Below are 25,695 nucleotides of genomic sequence, written 5' to 3'. Positions count from 1 at the left end.
TCCTATGCGAGGAAGCTCTTGAGTTCGGTGACAAGCTTTTTGATGTGCCCGGAGAGCACCGGCGCGCCCATGTCCTTGAAGCGCTGCCGGAACCACGGGTTGACGCTCTGCTGGCCGCCGCTGCTGACGGAGCCGACCGGGATGAACTTCACCCCGGACCGGTGCATGGCCTGCATCGCGTCGAAGAGGACCTGCGGCTGCGACTCGTAGAAGTCGGAGATCCACACCACGACGGTGTTGCGCGGGTCGGCGACCTTCGGCTGGGCCAGCGTCATCGCGACCGTGCCGTCGGTGCCGCCGCCGAGCTGGGTGCGCAGCAGCACCTCGAACGGGTCGTGGACCCAGGGCGTGAGGTCCAGCGCGCGGGTGTCGTAGGCGACGAGGTGCACGTCAACCTTGGGCAGCCCGGCGAAGATCGAGGCCAGGATGGTGCAGTTGACCATCGCATTGACCATCGAGCCGGACTGGTCGACGACGACGATCAGCCGCGCCGGGGTGGTGCGCTTCGCGGTGTGCTTGTAGAAGAGCCGGTCGACGTAGAGCCGCTCGTCCTCGGGGCTCCAGTTGGTGAGGTTCTTCCAGATGGTGCGCTCGATGTCGAGGTTGCGGAACACGCGCTTCGGCGGCACCGACCGGTCGATCTCGCCGACGCTGGTCTGCTGGACCTGCGTGCGCAGCACCGCGGCGACCTCGTCGACGAACCGGCGGATGAGCGCCTTGGCGTTGGCCAGGGCGACGCCGGAGAGGTTGTTCTTGTCCCGCAGCAGCTGCTCGATGAGGGACATGCTCGGGGTCAGCTGCTTGGCCAGCGCCGGGTTGGCGAGCACCTCGCGCAGGTGCATCCGCCGGACCAGGTCGCCCTCGATGCCGCCGAGGACGCCGGCCAGCCCGCCGGAGTTGGGCCGGCCGCGCAGCTCGCCCGGGTCGAGGCCGAGGGCCTTCTCGAACCAGCCGGCGTCGGCCTGCCAGTTGGCCAGCTGCGTGGCGCTCACGTTGCCGGTGCCGGTGTTGAAGACGTTGATGAGCAGCTTCGACACCAGTGCCGCGCGGCGGACCTCCAGGCCGGGCGCGTCGGCGTCGCCGTCCTCGGGCTTCATGAGCCCCTCGAACTCGCCGGCCAGCTCGGGGTGGCGCTGGACGAGGTTGTCGACGGTCACGCCGGGGTCGAGCAGCGCGGGCGGCAGGCCGATGTCGTCGACGATCGCGACGCTGGCCGACTCCAGGGCGGGCTGCTCGTCGGCCTCGAAGATGCGGCCGAGCATGCGCCAGTAGAGCACCTGGCGGCGGTTCTCCTCGGGGCTCATTTGCGCAGCAGCCTTCCGGCGCGCTCGCGCAGCACCTCGACCGCCTCGCCGGCCGACTTGGCGAGCTTCGCGTCGTCGGGGCCGAGGGCCCAGTCGCCGGTGTGCACCGAGGCCTGCTTCTTCTTCGCGGTCGTCCGCACGCCGAGCGGCTGCACCGTCCAGGCCCCGTCGTCCCAGCGCAGCAGGCCGATGCAGGCGGTCGCGCCGGCCACCAGCTCCGGCGTCAGCGGCCCGCAGGCGGGCAGCCGGCGGGTGTCGAGCGCGACGCCGGACAGGTCCTCGATGAGGACCGGCTCGGCGATGCGCACCGGGTGCCGCTCCAGCGGCGGGGTGGCCGGTGCGAGCGCGGCGCCGAGGTGGACGCGGGCGGTGGTGAACGGGTCGGCCTCGTCGCCGAGCCGGGCCCGTTCGTCGTGCCAGATCAGGTCGCCGCCGGCCGTCAGCGGCATGTCGGTGACCTCGAGGACGCGCCGCTCGGCGAGGGCGGCGAGCAGCCACTGATGGCCGCCCAGCAGGCGCCAGATCGCCGGGCCGACGATCGTGTCGACCTTCGCCGCGGAGACGCTGACGCGGACCAGGCGGTGCTCGCCTCCGGCCTCGAGCACGCCGTGGACCTGCGCCTGCACCGCGGTGGGGTGCTCATGCACGTCGGTGCCGAGAACGTAGAGCCGGCCGGTGACCGGCTCGATCTCGCCGGCGCGCGAGCCGCCGTCGCGGGCCAGCAGCAGCGCCCGGCTCCACAGGTCGGCCCAGCGGCGCACCGGGAGGTGCTCCAGGGTGGCGATCGGGCTGCCGGCGCGCAGCTCGGCGGCGAGGCCGTCGAGCAGGACCGCGAGGCGGCGCAGCTCCGGCTCGCCGAACGCGGCCTCGATGGCCTGGCTCGACGCGGAGACGAGGTCGTTGTCGACGCCGCGCCAGCCGGTGATGGCCAGCTCCCGCAGCCACGACCGGGCGCCGGCGAGCAGGTGGGGCGCGGCCGTGCCCGGCTCGGCGCCGCCGCTCCAGGCGGCCCGCCTGCGCCCGAGCGCCGCGTCGGCGCCGGCCAGCAGGGCGTCGTGGACGGCGCCGAAGAGCGCGATCCGGGCCGCGGCCAGGGCGAACAGGTGGTCATCGGCGATCGAACCAGCGGCGATCTTGTCGACCGCCTCGGCGACCGCCTCGCGCAGCGGGCTGCCGGCGAACGCGCCGGCGAGCGCGGCGAGCGCCTCGGCCCGGTGCTCGTCGACGCGGGCGAAGCCGTGCACGAGCCCGTCGTCGACGGCGGCCGCCAGCTCGAGGGCGGCGCCGACGCCGGCGTCGGGCGCGGCGTCCGGTGCGAACAGCGAGGACAGCATCAGGCCGCCTCCCCCGCGCTCGACACCGACGGGAACCAGTGCAGCTCGGGTATCGGCTCGCTGCTGCCGGGCCGCTCCAGGTAGGCGAGGTGTCGCAGGAATCCGCTGAACACGGTCGCCGCGGGCGACGGCTCGTGGTGCGCCTTGAGCCCGGCGCTCAGCGACCGGCCCTCGTCGACCTCGATGCGCAGGTAGCGGGCGACGCGATCGCGACCGTACTGCACCTCGGCCTCGTCCAGCAGCGCCTGCAGGTGCTTGCACGGCGAGGAGCCGCGCAGCCCGCCGCACGGCCGGTTGTTGTTGGTGCTGCAGCTCAGCCCGTGGGTGCCCGCGCCGATCGAGGAGACGTAGACCCGCTCAATGTCCGAACCGCTCGACACCACGCCCTGCAGGCGCCCGTCGGCGAGCTCGACGAAGGGCACCTTGGCGAGGCGGCGTGGCTGCACGGGCGGTATGACGACCGCCGTCGAGCGCGTTTCGACGCTCAAGACCATCGACCTCCAACAGTGGGGGTGATCTCTGACGCCGGTAGTTGTATCGCACGGGTACGACAAAAAATCGTCAGCCCAGCGAGACCGCGCTCCGCAGGCAGGTCGGGACGTCTTCCGTGTGATACGGCCATTCGCTTGGTTCGATATTGTGGACGAAGCCGGCGTAGATGACGGCGCTCAGCATCGGCGCGACCGGGCGCAGCAGCTCGACGGCCGCCTCGGGCTCGCTACGGGGCGCGATGCGCCGCCAGAGGGCCGCCCAGTGCGCCACGAGCGGCTCCGCCTCGTGCGGCTCGAGGCCGCCGCACAGCTCGAGGATGTCGAAGGCCGGGTTGCCGAGGAACGCGTCGCCCCAGTCGAGCACTGCCGGGGGTACCGACGCGGAAAACCGCACATTGCCGGGGTGGAAGTCGCCGTGCACGAGCGTGTCCGGCAGGCCGTGGCCGGCGACCCTCGCCATCCGGTCGGCCAGGCCGGCCACCAGTGCGTCGAGGCCGAAGATCTCGCCGAGCCACGGCTCGGCGGCCACCACGATCTGCTGGCGCAGCCGGTCGCCGCGCCGGTCCTGCACACCGCGCCCGGCCAGCAGGGGCAGGTCGTCCAGGGCGCGCCGCTGCAGGCCGTGCAGCAGGTCGACCATGGCGAAACGGTCCGCGGCCGGCGAGCCGAAGCCGTCGTCGCCGTGCAGGTGGCCCAGCAGCTGGCGGCCGGTGCCGTCGGCGGCGAGCAGCCGCGGCGCCGCGCCGGGCGCCACCGCGCCCAGCCAGGCCAGCACCTCGCTCTCGGCCCGCAGGAACGGCGGCAGGTGCTTGAGCCACAACGGGCCGCCGGTGGCCTCCAGCCGCCACAGCGCCGACAGGTTCCAGGTCTTGCGCTGCACAACGGATTTCGCCGTACCGAGGCCAAGCGCCCGCATCTCGCCCAGCGCCCAGCGGATCGATGCGGCCGGCCCGCCCACCTCGGCGTAGGGCGCCCGCCGCGGGTGCGGCGCCGGCTCGAACTCCACCGGTTCGAGCGCGGGCGCCGCACCGTCGAGCTGCGCCAGGTAGGTCACCGCTCCGCCGTGCGGATGCGGCCGGTCGGCGTGCAGCAGCCGCAGCACGGCCACGTCGACGCCGAAGCGCTCCCGCGCGCCGGCCACCACGTCCTCGACCTCGGGCCACCAGGGCAGCTCGACGGTGAAGGGCGGCAGCGCGCCGAGCACCGTCCCGGACGCATCTACGAGCACTAGCGTGACCGTTCGCACGCCTCAAGTGTTTACACCGCGCTGCCGTGTGCGGCGACGATTTGCCATCCGCGTGCCGGGTCGTAATGCCATGTCCGGGTGTACCGCATCCGCCAGTCGAACGGCTCGCCGCCGAACGTGCCGGCGAGGCGCCCCAGGAACCAGGTGACGCCGAGGTCCCCGGCGACGAGGACCTCGACCTCCTCCTCGTCGACGCGGGTCATGACCTGGTGCCCGGTGCGGTGGACGTGCAGGTCGTCCTGCTTGCGGTACAACTTCCCGTCCGGCCCGGTGAAAATCAGCCGGTCGTCGATCAGCCCGTCCAGCGCCGCCACGTCGCTCGCGAGCTGCGCGGCCTGCAGCCGGCGCTCGGCCGCGAGCAGCGTGGCCGGCGTGCTCACAGCGACCGGGCCAGGCGCTCGGCGACCAGGCGGGTGAAGCGCGCCGGGTCGCCGAGCTCACCGCCCTCCGACAGCAGCGCGATGCCGTAGAGCAGCTCGGCGGTCTCGCCGAGGCCGGCGGCCTGCGGGTCGGCGGCGTGCGCCTCGCGCAGCCCGGTGACCAACGGGTGGTCGGGGTTGAGCTCGAGGATGCGCTTCATGTGCGGCATCGGCTGGCCCATCGCGCGGTACATCTTCTCCAGCGTCGGCGTCATGTCGTCCTTGTCGCCGACGATGCAGGCGGCCGAGGTGGTGAGCCGCGTGGACAGGCGCACCTCCTTGACGTCGGACTCGAGCGCGGTGCCGAGCCACGTCAGCAGCGGCGCGAAGCCCTCGCTGCGCTCCGGCGCGATCTCCTCGGCGCCGAGGTCCACCTGCCCCTTGGCCACCGACTGCAGCGCCTTGCCGTCGTACTCCGTGACCTGCTCGACCCACACCTCGTCCACCGGGTCGGTGAGGATGAGCACCTCGTAACCCTTGGCGAGGAACGCCTCGAGGTGCGGCGAGTGCTCGACGGTGGCGCGGCTCTCGCCGGTCATGTAGTAGATGTCGCTCTGGCCCTCGGGCATCCGCTCGACGTAGTCGCGCAGGGACGTCGGCTCCGCCGCGTGCGTCGAGGGCAGCAGGAGCAGATCGAGCAGCGTCTCGCGATTCTCGCTGTCGTCGAGGAGGCCCTCTTTCAGGGTGCGGCCGAACTCGGCCCAGAATGCGGAGTACCGCTCGCTGTCCTTGTCCTTGATCTCCTTGAGCGTGGCGAGGACCTTCTTCACCAGGCGCCGCTGCACGACCTGGATCTGGCGGTCCTGCTGCAGGATCTCGCGGGAGATGTTGAGCGAAAGGTCGTGCGCGTCGACGACGCCCTTGATGAATCGCAGGTACCGCGGGGTCAGCGCCTCGCAGTCGTCCATGATGAACACGCGCTTCACGTACAGCTGCACGCCGTGCTTGCCGTCGCGCGCGTAGAGGTCGAAGGGCGCGCGGGCCGGGATGAACAGCAGGGCCTCGTATTCGAACGTGCCCTCGCCGCGCATGTGAATGGTCTCGAACGGGTCGGTCCAGTCGTGGCTGACGTGCTTGTAGAACTCGTGGTACTCCTCGTCGGCCACCTCGCTGCGCGGCCGCGCCCACAGCGCCTTCATCGAGTTCAGCGGCCCGTCGGCGGCGCCGAGGCGAATGGGCCAGGCGATGAAGTCCGAGTACTTCTTGACGATCTCCCGGACCTTCCAGTCCGCGGTGTAGTCGAACAGCTGGTCCTCGCTGTCCTCGGGCTTGAGGTGCAGCGTCACCGAGGTGCCCTGCGGCGCCTCGTCCAGGGCCTCGATCTCGTACGTCCCCTCGCCCGCCGACTCCCACCGCGTGCCGTGGTGCTCGCCCGCCTTGCGGGTGACGAGGGTGACCTTGTCGGCGACCATGAACGTCGAGTAGAAACCGACGCCGAACTGCCCGATGAGCTCCGCCCGCTGCTGCTGTTCCGGCGACTCGCGAAGCTTGCGCAGCAGCTCCGCGGTGCCCGACTTGGCGATCGTCCCGATGAGCGAGACGACCTCCTCGTGGGACATGCCGACGCCGTTGTCGCGGACGGTGAGCGTGCGCTGATCCTTGTCGATCTCGATCGCGATGTGCAGATCGCTCGCGTCGACGTCGAGCTCCTTGTCGATCAGCGATTCGAGGCGCAGCTTGTCCAGCGCGTCAGAGGCGTTGGAGATCAGCTCACGCAGGAAGATGTCCTTGTTGGAGTAGATCGAGTGCACCATCAGCTGCAACAGCTGCCGGGTCTCGGCCTGGAACTCCAGCGTCTCGCTCACGTCGATTCCCTTCCGGAAGTGTCGAATCCGGTGACTCACGTTCGTATGGGAGGTATCAAGTATGCCGAGAGGGAGATGACCATGAAGCAGTACCTGTTGAGCGTCGTCGAGCCGAGCACGGGCGAGCCGCCGTCGGCCGACGAGATGGCGAAGATCATCGCGCGGGTCGAGGAGCTGGACCGGGCCGTCAAGGACGCCGGGGTGTGGGTGTTCAACGGGGGCCTTTACCCGCCAGGCACCGCGACCACCCTGCGGCCCAAGGGCGACGACGTGCTCATCAGCGACGGGCCGTACGCGGAGGGCAAGGAGCACCTCGGCGGGTTCCTGATCCTGCAGTGCGAGGACCTGGACGAGGCGCTGTCGTGGGCCCGCCGCGCGGTGGCGGCCACGTCGCTACCGATCGAGGTGCGCCCGTTCCGATGAGCCGCCCGGTCGAGCGGGTCTTCCGCGAGGAGTACGGCCGCGCGGTCGCCGTCCTGGTCCGCAGCTTCGGCGACATCGACCTCGCCGAGGAGGCGGTCCAGGAGGCGTTCGCGGCCGCGTTGCAGAGCTGGCCCGACGGCCGGCCGCCGCCCAGCCCGGCGGGCTGGATCATCACGACCGCGCGCAACCACGCGATCGACCGGCTGCGGCGGGACGCCAAACGCGCCCAGAAGCACGCGGAGGCCGAGTTGATCTACGACGTACGACAGGGCGAGTTCGACGACCGGCTGCGGCTCATCTTCACGTGCTGCCACCCGGCGCTCGCCCGACACGCGCAGGTGGCGCTCACGCTGCGGCTGCTCGGCGGGCTGAGCACGCCGGAGATCGCCCGCGCCCTGCTGGTGCCCGAGCCGACGCTCGCGCAGCGCATCGTGCGGGCCAAGAGCAAGATCCGCGACGCCGGCATCCCGTACCGCGTGCCGCGCGACGCCGACCTGCCGGAGCGGCTGTCGTCGGTGCTCGCGGTGGTGTACCTCATCTTCAACGAGGGCTACTCCGCAAGCTCCGGCCCCGGCCTCGTCCGCGACGACCTGTGCGCCGAGGCGATCCGCCTCGGCCGCCTGCTGCGCCGCCTCATGCCCGACGAGCCGGAGGTCACCGGCCTGCTGGCCCTCATGCTGCTGGCCGCCGCACGCCGGCCGGCCCGCGTCGACGAGCACGGCGCGCTGGTGCCGCTGCCGGAGCAGGACCGCGGCCTCTGGGATCGCGCACTGGTCGACGAGGGCCACCGCCTGGTGCGGGACTGCCTGCGGCGCAACCGGCCCGGGCCGTACCAGATCCAGGCGGCGATCAACGCCGTGCACACCGACGCGCCGCGGGCGCGCGACACCGACTGGGTGCAGATCGTCCGCCTGTACGACCAGCTCATGGCCATTGCGCCGGCGCCGGTCGTCGAGCTCAACCGCGCAGTCGCGGTGGCCGAGCTCGACGGGCCCGACGCCGGGCTGCGGTTGATCGAGGGCCTGAGCCTGCAGCGGTACCACGTGTTCCATGCCGTCCGGGCCGACCTTCTGCGGCGGGCGGGGCGCGCCGCCGAGGCCCGGGCGGCGTACGCGACGGCCGTCGAGCTCGCCGGCAACGAGCCCGAGCGCTCCTTCCTCTCCTCGCGCCTCTCGCACCTGGACGTGCCGAGTGAGAAACTCGAGGGATGACCCATACGGTGCTCGCCCAGTTGCTCGCGGTCGCGCTCTTCGTCGCGGTCGTGGCGCTGGCCGTCGTCGTGATCCCCATCAACCGCCGCGGCGAGCCGATCAGCGCCCGCCCCGGGCGTGAGGACCCGGGCTGGCACGGCTTCATCTACGCGAACCCGGACAATCCCAACCTGATCGTGCCCAAGCGCCTCGGCCTGGGCTGGACCATCAACTTCGGCCACCGCCGCGCCTGGCAGGCGGTCTTCGGCGTGCTGGCATTCATCGCGCTGAGCATCGTGATCAGCACCCTGGCCGGGGCGCACGGCCGCAACTAGTCGGCCTTCGGCCAGTCCCACCCCAGCTGGAGGAACATCCCGAGCCGGTCGCTGACGGCGCGGATCTCGGAGATCCTGCCGTCGCGCAGGGTCAGGATCCAGATCTGCTCGACCTCGCACGACCGCCCGGTCGGCTCCGGCATGCGCGGGTGATAGCCGGTGTGCGTGCCGCGGACCAGCACCCGGGCCACCACAGTGTCACCCTCGGCGACGAGCTGCTGGGGGAATATGCCGCCCTCGCCGAACGCCTCGAGCTGCTGGCGGAACCCCTCGAACGCCGCGCCCGGCTCGTCCTCCTCGCCGAAGATGATCTTGTTGTGGTCGATGGCGTCGGCGGCCATGTAGTCGCCCCAGTCGCCGATCCGCCGCTCGGTCACGGCCCGGAAGAAGCCGTCCACAACCTGCTTGTTCGCGTCCATCGCGCTTCGCTCCTCAATCTTACGTCGTAAGTTTCGCTCGGCGCCCAGATTAGACTTACGACGTAAGATGCGTCAAGGTGTACTCCGTGCCACCGAAACGACAGCGCGGCGAGCGCGCCGGCCTGACCCGCGAGCAGGTGCTCGACGCCGCCCTGGACCTCGTCGACGAGGCCGGCCTGCCGTCCTTGACGATGCGAGCGCTGGGCGCGCGGCTGGGCGTGGAGGCGATGACGCTGTACCACTACGTGCCGAACAAGGACGCCCTGATCGACGGCATGGTGGAGCGCGTGTTCACGGCCGCCTCGCCGCCGGCCTCCCCGCGAGGCGACTGGCGCACGTACCTGCGCACCTACGCGCACGACCTGCGCCGCGTGCTGCTGCTGCATCCGGGCGTGCTGCCGGCGGTCGTGCGCCCGGCGGTCACCCCGGCGACCCTGGACTCGGTCGAGACGGGACTGCGGATGTTGCGGTGGGCGGGGTTCCCGCTGGGCATGGCGGTGGACGCCCTGAACTCGCTGACGTTGTTCGTGCTCGGCCACACGGGCGCGGAGGTCGGCATCTCGTCGGCGTCGGGCGCCGGTTCGCCGGATTGGCTTGCCGGGCTGGACGAGTCGCGGTACCCACTGCTACTCGAGTCAGTGCGCACGGCCGCCGGCACGGACGACGCGGCGCGTTTCACCTTCGCCGTGGAGTCCCTACTCGCCGGCTTCGCCGCACAACTCGCCGCCGCCTAGCCGCACTCCCACTGCCGCGGCGTACGCACCCGCCGCTCCGGCGCGCGCTCCCACCGCTCCGGCGTGCGCAATCACGACAAGTCGGGCGCTGGCGCGCCACGACTTGTCGGATTTATACCCTGTCCCCGACAAATGCGGATCGATCCCTGGCTCGCTGGTCGTGGGTGGCCGGCATTCTCTCTCCACGCTGAATCGGACTTATACCCCGTCAGGCGAAAAATCCGATAAGTCGTGGCGCGCCAGCGCCCGACTTATCGGATCAAATGCGGCTCAAACCAACGGCGGGGAGGTGAACGGGCCCGGTTGCCAGTTGCCGGGCCCGTGCTTTTTACCCCTCCCTCGATTCAGGTTCAGAGGGCGCTCAGGCCGCGGCCCAGAGCGCCGGAACGTTGGGCGGCTCCCACCCGACCTGCGAGGTGTGGCCCTGCAGACAGCGGTACGTCGAGCCGCCGTAGGTGACGGTCGCGCCCGTCGCGTAAGCGGTATTCGGGGCCCACGTGCCGCCCTGTGGCGGCGTGGTGGTGCCCGTCGCTGTCGGGGTGGGGTTGGGGCCACCCGTGGTGAGCAGCGTCAGGCCGTACGCCTGCAGGATCTCGTTGACGGGCTGGTAGTACATGGTGCCGCCCGACGTGCAGTTGCCCGAGCCGCCCGAGGTCACGCCCTGTGCCTGGCTGCCCGAGAGCCACGAGCCGCCCGAGTCGCCCGGCTCGGCGCAGGCGTTGGAGCGGACCAGGCCCGTCACCGTGCCCTGCGAGTACGTCACCGAGGCGTTCTTCTGCTGGATCGTGCCGCAGCGCCAGCCCGTGGTCGAGCCGGAGCGGCAGACCGACGCGCCGACGGCGGCCTCGGTCGAGCCGGCGACCGCGACCGTGCCGCCGCTGTAGTTGTTGACCAGGCCGCGTGGGGTGTTGCCGGCGTCGACCTGGACCCACGAGTAGTCGTTGCCGGGGAAGCTCGAGCCGCGGAACGTGCCCGAAGGCTGGCTCGTGCGGGCGCCGGCGGTGCCGCAGTGGCCGGCCGAGACGAAGCCGCCGGACACCGAGAAGCCGACCGAGCAGCGGGTGCCGCTGCCGATGTAGTAGGCGTTGCCGCCGATCACGTCGATGTACGGGCGCGGGTTCTCCGTCGTCCGCTCGACCCGCACGGCGGCGCGGTCGACGGACGCGCGGGTGAGGAAGCCCTCGTCGGCGCCGGTGGCGCTGAGGACGACGACCTGGTTGGTGGCGATGTCGGCGTACCAACCCTTGACGGCGCCCGGTGCGGCGGTGCGGTCGAGCGCGGCGACGACCCGGTCGAGTTGGGCCTCGCCGCGCCCGACCAGGCGCGGGACTGCGCCGAGCGCCCGCACCGAGGAGACGCCGGCCGGGTCGGTGAGCGCGACGGTGATCGTGCTCGCCTCGGCGTCGCCGGAGAGCCAGGTGCCGGCGTAGGCGGCGCCGAGGGTGCGGCGCAGGACCTGCTGCACGGCGGCGGCGCGGCTCTCGTTGTTGAGGCGGTTGCGGGCCTGCAAGGGGGTGATGTGCAGGTCGCGCTGCATCGCGTCGAAGACGACCGGCGCGATGCCGGGTGGTACGTCGGGCGCCGGCGGCGGGGCGCTGTTGGCGTAGGCCAGAGCGCCGGCGGTGACGGCCAGGGCGGTGGCCGTGACCGAGCTCAGGATCAGGGACGTCGTGCGCATCGCGATCCTTTCCGTGAAGGCCGGCACCAGGGCGGGGAGGCTCGACCCAGCACCCCGGTGCCGGAGCTCATGCAACAGGCGAACTAACTGTGGTTAACATCGCTGTTGCGTGAGAACGTTAGGACTCGCAACGCCACCTGTCAATGCGCAAAAAAGCCCCCGGCCGAAGCCGGGGGCTGGGCGACAAACCCAACAAAGAAAAGTCACTCGGCGCTGGATCGCGCCCACAGGTTGATGCCGGACTCCGTCGCGTGCGCGTCGATCGCGGCGAGCTCGTCGGTGGTGAACTCCAGGCCGGACAGCGCCGCGACGTTGTCCTCCAGCTGCTCGATGCTGCTCACCCCGATCAACGTCGAGGTCACCCGCGGGTCGCGCAGCGTCCACGCCAGCGCCATCTGCGCCAGGCTCTGGCCGCGGCCGGCCGCGATCTCGTGCAGCGCACGGATCTTGGCGAGGTTGTCCTCGGTGAGCCACTTCGGCGACAGCGAGCTGTTCTCGCTCGCCCGGGATCCCTGTGGTACCCCCTGCAGGTAACGGTCGGTCAGCATCCCCTGCGCCAGCGGCGAGAAGGTGATGCACCCGATCCCCTCCCGCTCGAGCACGTCGAGCAGGGCGTCCTCGATCCAGCGGTTGAGCATCGAGTACGACGGCTGGTGGATCAGCGCGGGCGTGCCGAGCCGCCGCAGGATCGCCGCCGCCTCGGCGGTCTTGGCGGGCGAGTAGGAGGAGACGCCGACGTAGAGCGCCTTGCCCTGGCGCACCGCCGCGTCCAGCGCGCCCATCGTCTCCTCCAGCGGAGTCTCGGGGTCGAAGCGGTGCGAGTAGAAGATGTCGACGTAGTCCAGCCCCATCCGCGCGAGGCTCTGGTCGAGGCTGGCCAGCAGGTACTTGCGCGAGCCCCACTCGCCGTAGGGCCCCGGCCACATGTCGTAGCCGGCCTTGGTGGAGATGACGAGCTCGTCGCGGTACGGGCGAAGGTCGCTCGCCATGATCCGGCCGAAGTTCTCCTCCGCCGAGCCGTAGGGCGGTCCGTAGTTGTTGGCCAGGTCGAAGTGCGTAATGCCGAGGTCGAAGGCGCGCCGCACGAGAGCGCGGTGACCCTCGAGCGGCCTGCCGTGTCCGAAGTTGTGCCACAGCCCGAGGGAGACGGCCGGCAGCTTCAAGCCGCTGCGCCCGCTGCGTCGGTACTGCATCTGCTCATAACGCGATGGATCGGCGTTGTACGTCACGATCCCAACTTACGAGCGCTACCCGATCGTCCGCACGACGTTGCCGTCACGGTCCTTGATCTGCGAGGGGACGATCTCGACCACCAGCGGCTCGGCCCGGGCCGCCGCCCGGACGCCGGCGACGGGCACCAGGACCTGCAGCAGGCCGTCCAGGGCCTCGTCGGTGAGCACGACGAAAAGGTGATCCTCGGCGCCCTCCGCCGTGCCGACGGAAAAACTGCCGGACGAGAACTCGGCGCTGCTCTCGGGGCCGTCCAGGCGCAGCGTGCGGCCGAAGGGCAGGCGCCCGCGCAGCGTCTGCGCGACCGAGGGCACGACGTGGGCGCCGAACACGAGACGGATCAGGTCGCCGTCCGGGCGCCAGCCGAACTCGGCAACGGCCAGCGCCGCGGTGGACGACCCGTCGACCCGGCGGCCCTCCTCGACCGCCTCGGCCACCTCCGGGTCGTCGATCATCGAGCGGCGGTCCAGGTCGGTGACGAGCAGAGGGATGCGCCGGGCGAGCAGGGCGAGGAAGTCGCGGACGCTCCAGGCCTGCGTCGCCGCGTACTCGTCCGAGGTGATCCCGACGACCTGCAGGAACTGCACCGTGCCGTTGGGCGTCTCGATCGTGCCGAGCTCCGGGTCCTCGGCGAACGCGACCGCGCGGATGAGCGTCGGGCGGTCCAGCGCGATCGGGCCGTTGAGATCCATGTGGTGGTTCGGCTCGAACCAGTTGCCGGACTGAAAGACGTACCGCGCCAGGTTCTGCAGGAAGTTCGCGGCCCAGACGGGCGGCTCGGCCTCGGCCGGGTCGCGGCGGATGCGGAAGGTGAACTCGAAGCCCCACCCGGACTCGTCGGGGTTGTCGGACTGCTTGTCGTAGAGCTCGCTCATGCCGTACGAGACCGCGTGCCAGTGCGGGACCGGCTCCAGGCGGGGATAGAAGCTGATGCCGTCGAGCGGGTCGGGGCCACCGAGCGACCACTTCAGGATCGTGGCGAGGTGGCGGGGCTCGACCCCCGGGTACCGCCGTTCCAGCGCGGCATCGATGGCGTCCCAGCCGGGTGTTTCGGAGGTCATACCGCGATTAAACCCGCTCGCCGCCCGCTCGGCATGCCGCGGGAAGTCCTTCGACCCCCGGTGCTAGAACCCGAGCCGCGCCGCCACGGTGGCCGCGGCCGGGTGGTCCAGGCGCTCGTAGATGGCCAGCGCGCGCCGCCACAGGCCGATCGAGGGCGCGCCCTCCAGCGCGTCGCCGAGCCGCGTCGCGGTCTCGGCCTCGTCGAGCCGGTCGCCCAGCGCGGTGAAACGCTCGAGGGCCTCGCGGTAGTGCGCCACCGCGCGCTCGTAGTCGCCGAGCACCGCGTGCACCCGGCCCAGGTGGGCCTGCGCCACGGCCTGCTCGTGCGGGTCGCCGAGCCCGGCACGCAGCTCCAGCGCCGCCTCGCCGTGCGCGACCGCCTCCGCGCCCCGGCCGGCCTGCGCGTAGTGCCAGGCGGCCTGCGCGTGCGAGGCGGCGCGCCCGGCCCGGTCGCCGGCCCGGCGGAACAGGGCCAGCGCCAGTTCGTCGTGGACGATCGCCTCGGGGAAACGGGCGATCGACTCGAGCACCGCGGCCAGGTCCTGCCGGCAGCGGGCCGCCGCCGCCGGCTCGCCCTGCGCGTGGAAGCAGTCGGCGGCCTCGCGCAGCCGGCGCAGCGCCGCCTCGTGCTGCCCGGTGCGCAGGTAGGCCGCGGACTGCGCCCGCTGCGCCCGGGCCAGCATCGCCGGGTCGCCGAGCCGCTCCGCGGCGCGGATCGCGGTCTCCTGCACGGCGATGCGGTCGTCCCAGCGCCCGGCCGCGTCCAGGGGGCCGTCGACGGCGTCGGCGATGCGCCACGCCTCGCGGTAGCGCCCCCGTTGCATGGCCAGCGCGAGCACCGGCAGCGCCGGCGCGGCGGCGAGCGTCGCGAGGCCGGCGTAGTGCGCGACGAGCCGGTCGTGCAGCTCGGCCCGCTCGGCGTCGGACGTGCGCCCGGCGGCGTGCTCGCGCAGCAGGGCGTGCATCGCGTAGCGCCCGGGGCGGTGCTCGACGACGAGCTGCGCCCGGGCCAGCTCGGCCAGCGCGTCCACATCGGACGGTCCACCCAGGACGGCGGCGTCGGCCGCGGTGAGGTCCGCGCCCGGGTGCGCGCCGAAGCCGCGGAACAGCCGCCGTGCGGGCGGGGAGAGCAGCCCGTACGACCAGGCGAACGCCGACGAATCCTCGAGCGCGTCGGCCGCGGCGCCCAGCGACAGCTCCGGGTGCAGTGCGGCGCGCGCGGAGGCCACGGACAGCGCCATCGGCAGCCGCCCGCACGCGGTGATGATGCGGTCGACGGCGGCGGGCTCGGCGGCGGTGCGCTCGGCGCCGATCCGCCCGGCGAGCACGGCCCGGGCCTCGGTGCGGTCCAGCGCGGCGAGCCAGAGCGCGGGCTCGTCGAGCCGCGCCGCGAACGCCGGCCCGCCGCGACCGGTGACCAGCGCAACGCTGTCCCCCGCGGCGGGCAGCAGGGGCCTGACCTGGGCCGGCCCGGCGGCGTCGTCGAGCACGAGGAGCACGCCGCGGCGGGCGGTGAGGCTGCGGTACATCCCCGCGCGCGCCGCCACGCCCATCGGCATGTCGGCCGGTGCCACGCCGAGCGCGGCGAGCAGCATCCGCAGCGCCTCGACGGCGGGCAGCGGCTGGCCGGAGGGGTCGGAGCCGCGCAGGGACACGAAGACGGCGCCGTCCGGGAAGCGGTCGGCGACTCGGTGTCCATAGTGGACGGCGAGGGCGGTCTTGCCGGCGCCGGGTGCGCCGCCGACGACCACGGCCCGCGCGCCGGGCAGCAGCCGGTCCAGCCGGGCGATGGCACCGGCCCGCCCGGCGAATCCGGCGGGACCGGCGGGCAGCGAAAGCTCATCAAGGCCGAAGGAGGCGGCGAAGGCGGGCGCCGCGGCGCCGTTGTGCTCGGCGATGCGCGATCGCGCGGCGGCGACGGCGCCGCACTCGGCCGGGCTCGCGCCGAGCAGCCGCAGCAGGGCGTCGAGGCGCTCGGCCGGCGGCAGCGCCCGGCCGGCGAAGTAGGCCCCGATCGCCGCGTGCGGCCAGCCGGTGCGCGCGGCGAGCTCGCCGAAGGTCAGCGGCGAGCTGTGCACCCGCCGCGCCTGCCGGCGGCGCAGGTCGCGCAGCAGGCCCGCGAGCTCGTCGAGGGTGGCGACACCCGATGGATCTACCACCCCCGGAAGCCTGCCACAGCCCGCCAAATCGAGCGCGGCAAATCACCCCCGACGAGCGCGCCCGGCGTCAGGCGTTGCAGGCGGCCTCGAAGTCCTGGCCGGCGGCGGCGATGTCGGCAGTGAGCTTGTTCATGTCGTCGATCGAGTTGATCTTCGCCAGGTAGTCCGGCGAGCCGAACAAGGCGATGCCGTCGGCGGCCTTGCCCAGCGCCGCCTGCAGCTTCGGGTCGGCGGCCTCGGTCTTGAGGTCGTGCAGCTTCTGCGCGAGGGCGTCGGCGAGCTCCTTGGCCTTCGCCATCGCCGCGGTCTCGGCCGCCTTGTTCTTCGACTGCCGGGCCGCGATCATGATGCCGATCTGCTCGCCGATCGGCTTGACGGTTTCGGCGGTGACCAGCGCCTTGGCCTTGTCGCACACCGTCCTGGTGCTGGCCTTCACGTCCGTCGTCGGGCTCGGCGAGCCGGTGGCGGCGCCGGTCGGCGCCGCGCTGTCGGATTTGTCGTCGGACTGGGCACACGCCGCGGAGGTGCTCAGGACAGTGGCCAGGAGCACCACGGACAGTAGCCGTCGCACGATGAAAGATCCTCCCATTAGGGTTTTCCGGACATGGGAGCGTAACAGCCGGTGACGGGTGGTGCTGTCTTACATCCGATCGGGCGCCGTCGTAGAGTCCCGGGGTGGACTTCGAGGCCGGCACGCGCGACGCCTACGACCGGCTCTCGGTCACCCATTTCGGGCACCTGAACTCGTCGGTCGAGGACCGGCCCTTCGAGCGGGCGCTGTTACGAGCATTCGCGGATCTGGTACTGCGGGAGCCCGGCCCGGTCGCCGACGTCGGCTGCGGCGCCGGCGTCCTCACCCGGCACCTCGCGGACCTGGGCCTGGACGTGTTCGGCGTCGACCTGTCCCCCGCGATGATCGCCCACGCCCGCGCGGCAAACCCGGATCTGCGCTTCGCCGAGGGCTCGATGCTGCGCCTGGACGTCCCCGACGCCGCCCTGGCCGGCCTGCTGTCCAGCTACTCGCTCATCCACGTGCCGTGGCCGGAGCGCCCGCGCGCCCTGGCGGAGTTCCACCGCGCCCTGCGCCCCGGCGGCGTGCTCATGCTGGCCTTCCAGATCGGCGACGAGGCGTACTGCCCGGTGGTCGTGCAGGAGATGGGCCTGGAGGTGACGTGGTACCGCCAGCAACCCGACGACCTCGTCGAGCTGCTGGCGGCCGGTGGCTTTGCATTGCTGTTCCGCGGCGAGCGAGCACCTGCCGCCGGCGAGTCAACGCCCCAGGGCTACCTGCTGGCGACCCGGAACCCAGAGCAGGGCGAGCGCGGCGACCTCGAGCGCGACTGAGCACGCCTGGATCGCGAGGGCCCACGCGTCGTACCCCGGCACCCCGGCGACGGCGGCGACCAGCTGGACGGCCAGCACGAGCGTCAGCACGACGCGCGCCTTCGGCCGGCCGGTGCGCAGCTTGAGCGCCCGCACGGGCAGCAGCACCGCGAGCACGAGGTGCGGCACGAGCGCCGCCGGCACGAGGTCGGCCCCGCCGGCCGCGTGCCGCAGCAGCGCGACCGCGATCGCCACGACGTGCAGCGCGGCGATACCGAAGACGACGGCCTGAGCGCGGTTCATGTTCTTCTCGGTCATGCCAATGAAGCTATGGCCGCGCGGCCTGCGGTCCCGCTGCCACGAGTCATCGCGCCCGCATGACGGATGTCATCCCCCGACCCGTGCAATCAGGGCGGGTCGATGGCGCTGTGCGAGCCGTTCATCACGTGGGCGGTCCAGCGGGCGCCGTCCCAGTAGCGCTGGGCGTAGCGGCCGGTCGGGTCGGCGCGCCACGACCCCGGCGACGCCGACTGGGGCGCCCGGTCCAGCGCGGCCCGGCCCGGCGCGCCCGGGCCGCCCCCGGAGGAGCCCGACGGCGTCCGGCTGAACGGCGACGGGCCGGCCGGGCGCCGCTTCGGCCACAGCAGGAACAGCAGCAGCCAGGCGCCGTAGAGGATCATGCGGCCGATCCAGCGGATGGCCAGGAAGATCCACAGCATCATCGCGAGCGGCCAGGGCAGCGTGATCGACCAGCCGCCGACCGTCGTCGGGTTCAGGAAGTACGGCGCACTGATCAGCATGCCGGCCAGGAACGCCACGGCCCAGATCACGAAGCCGGGCCACATCGGCTGGTGTGTCTGCGGTTGGGTCCAGAAGCCCAGCGCGACCAGACAGGTCGCCAGGCCGACGATCATGCTCGCCACCCACAGCAGGAAGCCACGCATCGGGGTACCCCCTCCTCTCGCGTCGGTGTGCTCTGACGGACCGGCGATCACCCGATCGGGGTCGATCGGACGGCTCGAGCGCGGGCCGGGCGCGAGCCGTCCGTCAGAGGAGGGCATCCGGGCGAAGGGCAGGTTGATGGACTTCAGGCAACGACGACGCGTGGTCGCGAGCGACAACACGGTGCAGCCGCTGCAGATGAACCCCGCGGCGGCGAACCGTGCCCGCACCACCACCGGCAACGCCGCACAGCTGCGGCGGCCTCGGCACGCAGGGTTCCTGCGGGCGATACACCAGATCGACGCGACCGTGGACCCCGCGCAGCGCGCGCAGCTGGCCAAGTGGCTCAGCGACACGTACATCGAAGAGGTCGGAGACCTCCCGCTGGGCTGTCTCGCCCAGTGCTATCTCGGCCCGCCGTACGTCGATCACCGTCTCGACCTCGGCCAGGCGATCGTCGAGCACTACGCCCCGAACGATCCGGTCCCGGACCCGTTCGGCAAGGCGCGGATGCTCGTGCGCACCGGTGCGTACGCCTACGTCGAGGTCTACATCAGCGGCACGATCGTGCCGGTCCGCAACGACGGCTCCGTGGTCGCCTAACTCCGTAGGGATGCCTCGAAATGTCCGATGTGGATTTGCACCTGCGCAGTCAGGTGAACCAGGTACAGAACATGATCGTCAACCTGGACCAGAACGTGGCCCAGGTCTCGCAGCAGGTCATGATCGTCGGCCAGGAGCAGCAGGAGGCCCGCAGCGAGCTGGCCCAGCTGCGCGCCGACTTCATCACGTTCGTCAAGCAGCACGAGCTCACCGCCAACGTGCAGCGGGCCGAGACCCGCGTCGGTGTGCTCAACGGGCGGCTGGAGCACGAGTTCGGCCACCACAAGGTGGTGCGGCGCACGGCCGTCGGCATGCTGCAGGCCTTCGACGTCGGCCTGATCTCCGAGGAGACCATCCGCAGCGTCGGCGAGCAGCTGATGGTGCAGACGCCGCGGTACTGGCTGGCGCCGGTCCTCGTCGCGCTGGCCGCCTGGTCGGCCGACGACCAGTCGCTGTGCGACCGGGCGGTCGAGGAGGCGTTCCGCCGCTCGCCCGGCCACACGTCGCTGTTCATGGCGCTGGTGCTGCGCAGGCAGAACCGCCTCGACAGCGCGAGCCGCTGGCTGCGGCACTACCTCGCCGCACAGGACCCCAACGCCCTCGGGCGCAACTTCGCCGTCATCCTCGAGGCGATCGCGCAGGGCGCGTTCGGCGCGTCCGGCATCGCGATCGTCGGTGAGTTCCTGTCCCGCTGGCGCGAGCAGCTGCTCGTCGACGAGGGCAAGCAGGAAGCGCAGGTGACCCGCTGGCGGCACGAGGTCGACGCGCACGTCGCGCCGCCGGCGCCGCAGCCGCGGTTCCCCCGCCTGGCGCAGGTCAGCCCGCAGTGGGTGCCGATGGAGCGCATCCTGGCCGCGGCCGAGTCGCACCAGGCCTTCATCGACCACTACCGGGCGCTGCTGGCCGAGGAGATCGTGCCGCCCGACCGGATCGAGGACGCCGTCGACGACATCCTCGACCGGCTCGTCGCCGAGTACGACAACGACGAGCTGCCGCTGCGCCGGGAGCTGGCCTTCAACCTCGCCGTCATCAGCAACAACGGCGACCTCGACCTGTCCAAGCGGGCCGTCAACGTCGACGCCGCCGCGCTCGAGACCAAGCTGGACTTCCTCACGATCCAGACCCAGTCGGCGCTCAACCCGGCGGCGATCGGCGTGTCCCGCTCGACCCAGCGGCTCGCCGTCGCCTCCTGCGCGGACTGGATCTCCCGGGCGCACGGGCAGTTCTGCCGCGACTATCGCGCCGCGCTGCCGCCCGACGTCACCGCGGTCTTCGCCGGCAACCACAACGCCGGCGCCACCGCGTTCACCCTGCCCCCGTGGAGCGGCTCGTTCATGCGACCGCTGGCCGAGCTCGAGGCTTCTCTCGCCGCGCACTGGGACAAGGCGACCCGCCCGGTCATCGACGGCCTCACGTTCGGCTGGGGCCGCAAGTGCATCGCGCCGATCGCCGTCACCGTCGTGCTGCTGGTCGTGCTCACCGCCTGCATCGGCTGGCCGGGCGCGCTCATCGCGCTGCTCGTGGGCGGCGCCTGGTTCGCCGCGCTGTACATGCAGTCGCAGCAGATCGAGCAGCGGCGGCGGGAGCTCATCACGTACATCGAACGCGCCAAGCACGACTCGATCCTGCAGCTGCGCGGCGCGAGCGCGGAGCTGACCGACTGGATGAGCCGATACCAGGCCGCCGACCGGCTCGAACCGGAGGTCATGGCGCTCATCGCCGACCTCGGCCAGGCCGCCAACGCGGCGACCCCGTACACGCGACGCGACGTGACCGGAGGCATCCAGTGACCACACCGAGACGCATCATTCCGGTACCGATGCAGCCCACGCCCCAGCAGGCGCAGGCCGCGCCGGCCGAACCGCCCGCCGCGCCGTGGGCCCAGCAGCCCGCGGAGCCGCAGTCGCGGGCCACGGAGCGGGCCCGCCGGCTGGTGAGCGGCTTGCCGCCGTGGGAGCCGCTGCCGCCCGGCGAGATCCTCGTCCGCCGACACCACCGGCAGTCCTGATGTGGGGCGACGGCGGCCCGTACGCGCGATGGGCCGCCTTCCTCGAACAGTGGTCGACCGGCGCGCCGGTCGACCCGGCCGGGCTGCCCGCGCTCGCCCAGGCCGACCTTCCACCCGACGGCTGGGAGCGCCTCGGCAACCGGCTCACCGAGGCCATCTCGCTGCGGCTCAAGGACTGGGCGCGCGCGCTCACGGCCGGCCTCGGCGTCGCCCGCGACGAGTTCACCGTCGCGCGGACCCTCATGCAGGCGCGGGCCGGCCTGGACACCGTGCGCCGGCTGGCCGCGCACCCGGCGCTGCCGGCCGACCTTCGCGACCAGCTCGTCGCGATCGTCGACAGCTCGATCAAGTCCGCGCAGGAGCAGCTCGAGCGGCAGGTCGACGGGATGCGGCGCGCCAGGGTGCCGCAGTCGCAGGTCGACGCGCGGCTGCGCACCATCCGCGAAAACTCCCTGACCGCCGTCACCGCCGCACCCGCGGCGACGGCGCAGCCCCAGCCCGACGCCTGGCTCGGCGCGTCCGCCACGCGGCGGCGGGTCATCCGGCCCTGACCACCCTCACGAAGGAGCCACCGACCGTGTCCAACTTCGCCGAGTCGCGCGCCGACCTGGAAAGCTACATCTCCGCCCGGGTCCCGCTCATCAGCATCCGCAGCATCGAGCAGGACCGGGCGCTGCGCCTGGTCCGAGAGATGGCGGCGAACCCGCGGCGCGGCAACCTGCCGTTGTGGATCTACACCCGGGCGACCGGCACGCGGGACCTGCGCACCAACGCGCCGACCTCCGACGACCGGTCGTGGCCCGGCGCGATGGACTTCGCCGCGACCCAGTTCGCCAACCGGCCGCAGAGCACCGTCGTCTTCGTCGACCCCGACGACCTCTCCGACGACAACTCGGCCAGCCGGCACGTGGCCGAGCTCGCCCGGCTCGCCGACGCCAACGCCGGCAGCATCATCCTCATCACCGACAACCCGCTGTGGAGCGGGCTGCAGCGCCTCGGGATGAGCATCACCCTGAGCCTGCCGGATGCGTCGGAGATGTACGACGTCATCCACGCCTTCCTGACCGACCACCGCGGCGTCGTGCCGATCGAGTGGAACGAGCAGGACGCCCGCCGCGCCGCCGAGTTCCTCGTGGGCGTGCCGGAGGGCACGGCGATCAACGTGCTCGCCACGATCGTGACCAAGGGTTCGGTGCAGCGTGACGACGTCGAGCATCTCGCGCGCTTCAAGGACAAGCACTTCGGCGACCTCGCCGGCCTGGAGCGGGTCGAGGTCGCGCCGGACAGCCAGCAGGTGGGCGGCATGACGAGCCTGCGCGCCTGGCTGGACCGCAAGCACCAGCTCATGAAGTCCGACCTGCGCGGCACCAAGCTCCGCCCGCCGCGCGGTGTGCTCCTCGTCGGCGTGCCCGGCTGCGGCAAGTCCCTGTCGGCGAAGGCGATCGCGGGGCAGTGGCGGCTGCCGCTGTACCGGCTGGATCTGGCCGCGATGCTGGGCCAGTACGTCGGCCAGTCCGAGGGCCGCCTGCGCGAGGCCCTCGACGCCGCCGACCGGATCGCGCCGTGCGTGCTGTGGATCGACGAGATCGAGAAGGGCCTCGCGGGGCAGAACGACAGCACCGGCGTCGGGCGGCGGCTCGTCGGGCAGTTCCTCTACTGGCTGCAGGAGTCCCGTTCGCGGGTCTTCGTCGTGGCCACGTCCAACGACGTGCGCTCACTGCCGCCCGAGCTGCTGCGCAAGGGCCGCTTCGACGAGCTGTTCTTCGTGGATCTGCCCGACTCCGACGACCGGCAGGAGATCATCCAGCTGTACTACCAGCGGTACGTGCAACGCGAGCCCACCGCCGAGCTGCTCGACAAGCTCGTCGGGCTGTCCGACGGGTTCGCCGGCTCCGACATCGAGTCGGCGCTGCACGACGTCGGCGCCGAGCTGCACCTCAACGCCGGCGCCGAGCTGCGACCGGAGTTCGTCGTCGAGGCGTTCGCCAACACGATGCCGCTCAGCCGGACCAACCCGGAGCAGATCGACGAGATTCGCACCTGGGGCCGCGAGCGGGCGGTGCCGGCCGGGCGCCCGCCCACGTCGACGATGAGCGGTCCGCAGCACGCCGGGCGCCGCGTGGTCGTGCTCTCGGACTGAGCCGTCAGTCGAACACGCCCAGCAGTACCAGCAACGTCCAGACGACGAGCAGGCCGGCGAGCGTGTAGCCGGCCTGGCTCACGAACCGGGCCAGCAGAAACCGCAGCGGCTTGCGGCCCGTGACCACCCTCACCGGCGGCCCGCTCGGGGTGGCCAGCAGGGTCACCCGGCGGGTCACCGCCCGGCCGTCGCGCCGCCGGCGACCGCGCAGCTGCGCGATGTCGCCGGTGGCGAGGTCGCCGCCGCGCGGCCGGCCGAAGAGCATCCAGTCCGAGTCGGACCCCTCGAGCGTCCGCACCCGCAGGCGCCGGACCTCCACGTCACCGGCGGCCGGCATGAGCTGCTGGTCGCGCTTGCCGCGGTTCGCCCGCCAGTTGCGGTACATCCGGTGCGCCCCGGCTCCCGCCGCGAGCACCAGCAGCGGCCCGACGACCGCGGTGACGCCACGGTCGCCGTGCAGCACGACCCGGACCATGGTCACGATTCCGGCGGGCACCGCCGTGAGCAGCAGCACCCGCAAACCGAGCAGCGCGTGCCGGTCGGTCCCGGTCGTGACCTTCGTGATGACGCCGGTCTCCTCGAGGGACCGGGCTTCGCTCGGCTTGAGCGGCGGTGGCGGCACGCGCGGCGGCATCTTCACGTCAGCTTCTGACGGACGGGGCCTCAGAACCACGCGAAGTAGAAATGCAGCCCGTCGTACACCGCGGCCAGAGCCCCGATCATCAACAGCCAGCCCGCCGTCCTGCGGGCCCCGCGGGGAGCGCGGGCGAGCAGCCCGACGACGGTACCGAAGCCGACGATGAACAGCGCGCCGAACAGGATCGGCAGCAGGTAGAAGTCCGGCCGGGCAAAACCGCCGAAGATCGCCACCTGGCCGAAGGACCCGATGGTGGCCGCGGCGAGCGCCCCGAGCACGGCGGAGCCGCTGAGCACCGATGGGCTGTCCTTCGGCGGTTTGCCGATCAGCCGGTACGTGCAGAAGCCGGCCGCCAGCACCAGCACGACGATCTGCAGCCACACGAAGGCTGCGCCGAACGGCAGCAGGCTGACCAGGAACAGCTCGACGAGCATGAACCCGGTGAACACGCCCGCGTTGGCGGCGATCCGGCCGAAGGTGAACCGGGCGGCCGACGGCGGCCCGAAGACGGAGGCGTACCACGCGATGCCGGCCGGCGCGAGGAACACCGTGCTCCACTGGTGCGCCAGCCACGAGCCCAGGAACAGGTTGGCGAAGTGCAGCTGCGGCACGTAGAGGAAGGCGGCCGCCACGACGACGGCGATCACCGCGGTGACGATGCCCGGTGCGCGCGACGGCGGCGCGCCGGGCGGCATCGGCGGCGCGATCGCAACGGGCGGCGCGTACGGCGGGCCCATCTGCGGGCCCATCTGCGGTGCGAACGGCGGCGGGAACGGCCCGGCCGGGGAGAACGGGGCGACGGGCGGTGCCGACATCGGCGGTGCCGCGTAGGGGGACACCGGCGCCACGGGGAACGCCGAGACCGGCATCGCGGGCTGTGCGGAGACCGGCATGGCCGGCTGAGCCGAGATCGGCGCGGCCGGGAAGACCTGGACCGGGGCCGGCTGTACGGGTACCGCAGCGGCCACCGGTGGGTGCAGGGCCTCGACGCTGCCCTGCGCGACCACGATCTCCGGCTGCTCGATCGCCGTCGGCGCGACGCCCAGCGCGCGGTGCAGCAGCGTGGCCACGAGCGGCACGCGGCTGGAACCGCCGACCAGGAACACCGCGGCCGGCGGTGCGCCGGCGGTCACGGTGCGGGTCAGGGTCACGGTGCGGTCGAGGATCGGCCGGGCCAGGCGCTCGAGCTGCTCGCGCCCGATCGGGGTGTCGTCCTCGATGAGCGGCAGGTGCACGTACGTCGTCGTGGCGCGCGACAGCACCTCCTTGGCGTTGCGCACGTCGTCCCAGAGCAGCCGGTTGGCCCGCCGGTCGCCCGCGTTCGCGGGCTGCTCGAGGCGCTGGACCTCGGCCGGGTGGCTGCGGCTGTACGCCGCGGAAATGTAGCCGACCAGCGCCGCGTCGACGTCCAGGCCGCCGGCGTCCGGCAGCCCTTCGCTGGCAACGACCTCCCAGCCGTTCGGGGTGCGCCGCACCACCGAGGCGTCGAACGTGCCGCCGCCGAAGTCGTACACGACGACGTTCGCGCCTGCCGGCAGGCGCAGGTCGAGGGCGTTGACGAAGTACGTGGCGGCGGCGACGGGCTCCGGCACGAGCGTCGGCGTGCCCAGGCCGGCCGCCGCGGCCGCGTCGAGCAGCACCTGGCGCCGGACCGTCCCCCACGCCGCCGGGCAGGTCAGCACGGTGGCGGCCGGCGCGGCACCCATCGTGCGCACCGCCTCCGCGCGCACGCGGGCGAGCACGGCCGCGATGGTGTGCGCGACCGGGTACGCGCGGTCGCCGAGCAGGATCTCCCCGTCGTCGATGCGCCGCTTCGGGTGCGGCTCGAACAGCTCGGGGTGCACCCGCGCGGCGTGCACCGCCTCGCGCCCGACGAGCAGCCCGCCCGGGTTACCGCCGCCGTCGGCCGCAACGCAGACCGAGGAGGGCAGCAGCGGGAACCCGTCGAAGAGCACGGGCCGCGCGCGCACGCCGGCCGCCTGTACGACCGCCACCGTGTTGGACGTGCCGAAGTCGACGCCCAGGCGGTACCCGGGAAGATCCGCTGGCTGCACCAGCGGAGCATACGCACGCCCGAACGCGGATCGCATCGACGCTACGGCCGGGTTCACCTGGACGCCCGGCCGCGATGTGGCCCGAACGGCGGAGAAATGAGGCGCTCGGCCACCTGGCTTCACCGGAACGGGTCGGCGCCTCGATGGTGCGCTCCATCC

The 25,695-nt window shown here is 72.4% G+C and carries 26 protein-coding genes; 10 read left to right on the top strand and 16 right to left on the bottom strand.

The annotated features are described in order from the left end of the window. Positions 1–2: 2 nt before the first annotated feature. The 6 genes from ABD901_RS36245 to htpG form a co-directional block, all read right to left on the bottom strand. The gene (locus ABD901_RS36245) at positions 3–1,304 is read right to left on the bottom strand and encodes a VWA domain-containing protein (RefSeq protein WP_345134054.1); all 1,302 of its coding nucleotides are present in this window, start codon (positions 1,302–1,304) and stop codon (positions 3–5) included. Beyond that, the gene (locus ABD901_RS36240) at positions 1,301–2,641 is read right to left on the bottom strand and encodes a hypothetical protein (protein ID WP_425556768.1); all 1,341 of its coding nucleotides are present in this window, start codon (positions 2,639–2,641) and stop codon (positions 1,301–1,303) included. The genes ABD901_RS36245 and ABD901_RS36240 overlap by 4 nt, the downstream gene beginning before the upstream one ends. After that, positions 2,638–3,132 (bottom strand): hypothetical protein, encoded by a 495-nt coding sequence (locus ABD901_RS36235; protein ID WP_345134049.1) that lies wholly within the window; start codon positions 3,130–3,132, stop codon positions 2,638–2,640. Before ABD901_RS36235 ends, ABD901_RS36240 begins: the two co-directional genes overlap by 4 nt. A 67-nt stretch (positions 3,133–3,199) precedes the next feature. Then, the gene (locus ABD901_RS36230; RefSeq protein WP_345134047.1) at positions 3,200–4,375 is read right to left on the bottom strand and encodes a phosphotransferase family protein; all 1,176 of its coding nucleotides are present in this window, start codon (positions 4,373–4,375) and stop codon (positions 3,200–3,202) included. Positions 4,376–4,386: 11 nt separating this feature from the next. Continuing rightward, entirely contained in the window at positions 4,387–4,755 is a 369-nt protein-coding gene (locus ABD901_RS36225) for a nuclear transport factor 2 family protein (RefSeq protein ID WP_345134044.1), read from the bottom strand. Then, entirely contained in the window at positions 4,752–6,599 is a 1,848-nt protein-coding gene (gene htpG / locus ABD901_RS36220; protein WP_345134043.1) for a molecular chaperone HtpG, read from the bottom strand. The genes ABD901_RS36225 and htpG overlap by 4 nt, the downstream gene beginning before the upstream one ends. Before the next feature lie 81 nt (positions 6,600–6,680). On the opposite strand from htpG, the gene ABD901_RS36215 reads away from it, so the two are divergent. Genes ABD901_RS36215 through ABD901_RS36205 form a run of 3 tightly spaced genes read left to right on the top strand, consistent with a single transcriptional unit; the run spans position 6,681 to position 8,547 of the window. Continuing rightward, the gene (locus tag ABD901_RS36215; protein ID WP_345134040.1) at positions 6,681–7,022 is read left to right on the top strand and encodes a YciI family protein; all 342 of its coding nucleotides are present in this window, start codon (positions 6,681–6,683) and stop codon (positions 7,020–7,022) included. Then, entirely contained in the window at positions 7,019–8,233 is a 1,215-nt protein-coding gene (locus tag ABD901_RS36210; RefSeq protein ID WP_345134037.1) for an RNA polymerase sigma factor, read from the top strand. The genes ABD901_RS36215 and ABD901_RS36210 overlap by 4 nt, the downstream gene beginning before the upstream one ends. Beyond that, positions 8,230–8,547: a DUF5808 domain-containing protein gene (locus ABD901_RS36205; protein ID WP_345134035.1), complete on the top strand. Its 318-nt coding sequence runs from the start codon at positions 8,230–8,232 to the stop codon at positions 8,545–8,547. The genes ABD901_RS36210 and ABD901_RS36205 overlap by 4 nt, the downstream gene beginning before the upstream one ends. On the opposite strand, the gene ABD901_RS36200 is transcribed toward ABD901_RS36205, so the two are convergent. Beyond that, the gene (locus ABD901_RS36200) at positions 8,544–8,966 is read right to left on the bottom strand and encodes an ester cyclase (RefSeq protein WP_345134031.1); all 423 of its coding nucleotides are present in this window, start codon (positions 8,964–8,966) and stop codon (positions 8,544–8,546) included. The two genes, ABD901_RS36205 and ABD901_RS36200, sit on opposite strands and share 4 nt — an antisense overlap. A gap of 86 nt (positions 8,967–9,052) precedes the next feature. Here ABD901_RS36200 and ABD901_RS36195 point away from each other — a divergent pair, with 86 nt between their 5' ends. After that, positions 9,053–9,700 (top strand): TetR/AcrR family transcriptional regulator C-terminal domain-containing protein, encoded by a 648-nt coding sequence (locus ABD901_RS36195; protein ID WP_345134028.1) that lies wholly within the window; start codon positions 9,053–9,055, stop codon positions 9,698–9,700. 361 nt (positions 9,701–10,061) lie between these two features. Here ABD901_RS36195 and ABD901_RS36190 read toward each other — a convergent pair whose 3' ends face one another. From ABD901_RS36190 to ABD901_RS36170, 5 genes are all read right to left on the bottom strand, one after another. Further along, positions 10,062–11,378 (bottom strand): carbohydrate-binding protein, encoded by a 1,317-nt coding sequence (locus ABD901_RS36190; protein WP_345134026.1) that lies wholly within the window; start codon positions 11,376–11,378, stop codon positions 10,062–10,064. Positions 11,379–11,581: 203 nt separating this feature from the next. Continuing rightward, positions 11,582–12,571 carry an L-glyceraldehyde 3-phosphate reductase gene (gene mgrA, locus ABD901_RS36185; protein ID WP_380139901.1) on the bottom strand — a complete coding sequence of 330 codons (990 nt, stop codon included), beginning with the start codon at positions 12,569–12,571 and terminating at the stop codon, positions 11,582–11,584. 54 nt (positions 12,572–12,625) lie between these two features. Next, a complete protein-coding gene (locus ABD901_RS36180; protein ID WP_345134022.1) occupies positions 12,626–13,669 on the bottom strand; it encodes a suppressor of fused domain protein in 1,044 nt (347 codons plus the stop codon). Between the two features lie 63 nt (positions 13,670–13,732). Next, positions 13,733–15,829, bottom strand: coding sequence for an ATP-binding protein (locus tag ABD901_RS36175; RefSeq protein WP_345134019.1), 2,097 nt, complete (start codon positions 15,827–15,829; stop codon positions 13,733–13,735). A 67-nt stretch (positions 15,830–15,896) separates the two neighbouring features. Then, positions 15,897–16,400, bottom strand: coding sequence for a hypothetical protein (locus ABD901_RS36170; RefSeq protein ID WP_345134018.1), 504 nt, complete (start codon positions 16,398–16,400; stop codon positions 15,897–15,899). Positions 16,401–16,504: 104 nt separating this feature from the next. Here ABD901_RS36170 and ABD901_RS36165 point away from each other — a divergent pair, with 104 nt between their 5' ends. Continuing rightward, positions 16,505–17,173, top strand: a complete 669-nt coding sequence (locus tag ABD901_RS36165) for a class I SAM-dependent methyltransferase (protein WP_345134015.1) — start codon at positions 16,505–16,507, stop codon at positions 17,171–17,173. On the opposite strand, the gene ABD901_RS36160 is transcribed toward ABD901_RS36165, so the two are convergent. Next, positions 17,099–17,470 carry a hypothetical protein gene (locus tag ABD901_RS36160; RefSeq protein ID WP_345134013.1) on the bottom strand — a complete coding sequence of 124 codons (372 nt, stop codon included), beginning with the start codon at positions 17,468–17,470 and terminating at the stop codon, positions 17,099–17,101. The two genes, ABD901_RS36165 and ABD901_RS36160, sit on opposite strands and share 75 nt — an antisense overlap. 89 nt (positions 17,471–17,559) lie before the next feature. Then, positions 17,560–18,096, bottom strand: coding sequence for a DUF2510 domain-containing protein (locus ABD901_RS36155; protein WP_345134010.1), 537 nt, complete (start codon positions 18,094–18,096; stop codon positions 17,560–17,562). Between the two features lie 160 nt (positions 18,097–18,256). On the opposite strand from ABD901_RS36155, the gene ABD901_RS36150 reads away from it, so the two are divergent. From ABD901_RS36150 to ABD901_RS36130, 5 genes are read left to right on the top strand one after another with little or no spacing between them, the layout of a single operon-like run. Beyond that, a complete protein-coding gene (locus tag ABD901_RS36150; protein WP_345134008.1) occupies positions 18,257–18,697 on the top strand; it encodes a hypothetical protein in 441 nt (146 codons plus the stop codon). Positions 18,698–18,717: 20 nt separating this feature from the next. Then, entirely contained in the window at positions 18,718–20,487 is a 1,770-nt protein-coding gene (locus ABD901_RS36145) for a hypothetical protein (protein WP_345134006.1), read from the top strand. A gap of 29 nt (positions 20,488–20,516) precedes the next feature. Then, positions 20,517–20,705, top strand: a complete 189-nt coding sequence (locus ABD901_RS36140) for a hypothetical protein (protein WP_345134004.1) — start codon at positions 20,517–20,519, stop codon at positions 20,703–20,705. Further along, positions 20,705–21,256, top strand: coding sequence for a hypothetical protein (locus ABD901_RS36135; RefSeq protein ID WP_345134002.1), 552 nt, complete (start codon positions 20,705–20,707; stop codon positions 21,254–21,256). Before ABD901_RS36140 ends, ABD901_RS36135 begins: the two co-directional genes overlap by 1 nt. A 26-nt stretch (positions 21,257–21,282) precedes the next feature. Further along, the gene (locus tag ABD901_RS36130) at positions 21,283–22,845 is read left to right on the top strand and encodes an AAA family ATPase (RefSeq protein ID WP_345134000.1); all 1,563 of its coding nucleotides are present in this window, start codon (positions 21,283–21,285) and stop codon (positions 22,843–22,845) included. Positions 22,846–22,849: 4 nt separating this feature from the next. On the opposite strand, the gene ABD901_RS36125 is transcribed toward ABD901_RS36130, so the two are convergent. Both ABD901_RS36125 and ABD901_RS36120 read right to left on the bottom strand, forming a co-directional pair. Then, positions 22,850–23,485 carry a hypothetical protein gene (locus tag ABD901_RS36125; RefSeq protein WP_345133998.1) on the bottom strand — a complete coding sequence of 212 codons (636 nt, stop codon included), beginning with the start codon at positions 23,483–23,485 and terminating at the stop codon, positions 22,850–22,852. A gap of 23 nt (positions 23,486–23,508) precedes the next feature. After that, the gene (locus tag ABD901_RS36120; RefSeq protein WP_345133996.1) at positions 23,509–25,536 is read right to left on the bottom strand and encodes an Hsp70 family protein; all 2,028 of its coding nucleotides are present in this window, start codon (positions 25,534–25,536) and stop codon (positions 23,509–23,511) included. Positions 25,537–25,695: the final 159 nt, after the last annotated feature.

This window comes from Dactylosporangium darangshiense, assembly GCF_039537565.1.
Taxonomy (GTDB): Bacteria; Actinomycetota; Actinomycetes; order Mycobacteriales; family Micromonosporaceae; genus Dactylosporangium; species Dactylosporangium darangshiense.
Note: the sequence above shows the minus strand (reverse complement) of the source record. Positions and strands in the feature narration are given on the sequence as shown.

Bases quoted from the DNA above. Each gene is read 5' to 3' on its own strand.
- ABD901_RS36215 (WP_345134040.1), top strand. From the start codon at position 6,681: ATGAAGCAGTACCTGTTGAGCGTCGTCGAGCCGAGCACGGGCGAGCCG.
- ABD901_RS36205 (WP_345134035.1), top strand. From the start codon at position 8,230: ATGACCCATACGGTGCTCGCCCAGTTGCTCGCGGTCGCGCTCTTCGTC.
- ABD901_RS36200 (WP_345134031.1), bottom strand. From the start codon at position 8,966: ATGGACGCGAACAAGCAGGTTGTGGACGGCTTCTTCCGGGCCGTGACC.
- mgrA (WP_380139901.1), bottom strand. From the start codon at position 12,571: ATGCAGTACCGACGCAGCGGGCGCAGCGGCTTGAAGCTGCCGGCCGTC.
- ABD901_RS36210 (WP_345134037.1), top strand. From the start codon at position 7,019: ATGAGCCGCCCGGTCGAGCGGGTCTTCCGCGAGGAGTACGGCCGCGCG.
- ABD901_RS36245 (WP_345134054.1), bottom strand. From the start codon at position 1,304: ATGAGCCCCGAGGAGAACCGCCGCCAGGTGCTCTACTGGCGCATGCTC.
- ABD901_RS36180 (WP_345134022.1), bottom strand. From the start codon at position 13,669: ATGACCTCCGAAACACCCGGCTGGGACGCCATCGATGCCGCGCTGGAA.
- ABD901_RS36145 (WP_345134006.1), top strand. From the start codon at position 18,718: ATGTCCGATGTGGATTTGCACCTGCGCAGTCAGGTGAACCAGGTACAG.
- ABD901_RS36235 (WP_345134049.1), bottom strand. From the start codon at position 3,132: ATGGTCTTGAGCGTCGAAACGCGCTCGACGGCGGTCGTCATACCGCCC.
- ABD901_RS36160 (WP_345134013.1), bottom strand. From the start codon at position 17,470: ATGACCGAGAAGAACATGAACCGCGCTCAGGCCGTCGTCTTCGGTATC.
- ABD901_RS36135 (WP_345134002.1), top strand. From the start codon at position 20,705: ATGTGGGGCGACGGCGGCCCGTACGCGCGATGGGCCGCCTTCCTCGAA.
- ABD901_RS36140 (WP_345134004.1), top strand. From the start codon at position 20,517: ATGCAGCCCACGCCCCAGCAGGCGCAGGCCGCGCCGGCCGAACCGCCC.
- ABD901_RS36155 (WP_345134010.1), bottom strand. From the start codon at position 18,096: ATGCGTGGCTTCCTGCTGTGGGTGGCGAGCATGATCGTCGGCCTGGCG.
- ABD901_RS36190 (WP_345134026.1), bottom strand. From the start codon at position 11,378: ATGCGCACGACGTCCCTGATCCTGAGCTCGGTCACGGCCACCGCCCTG.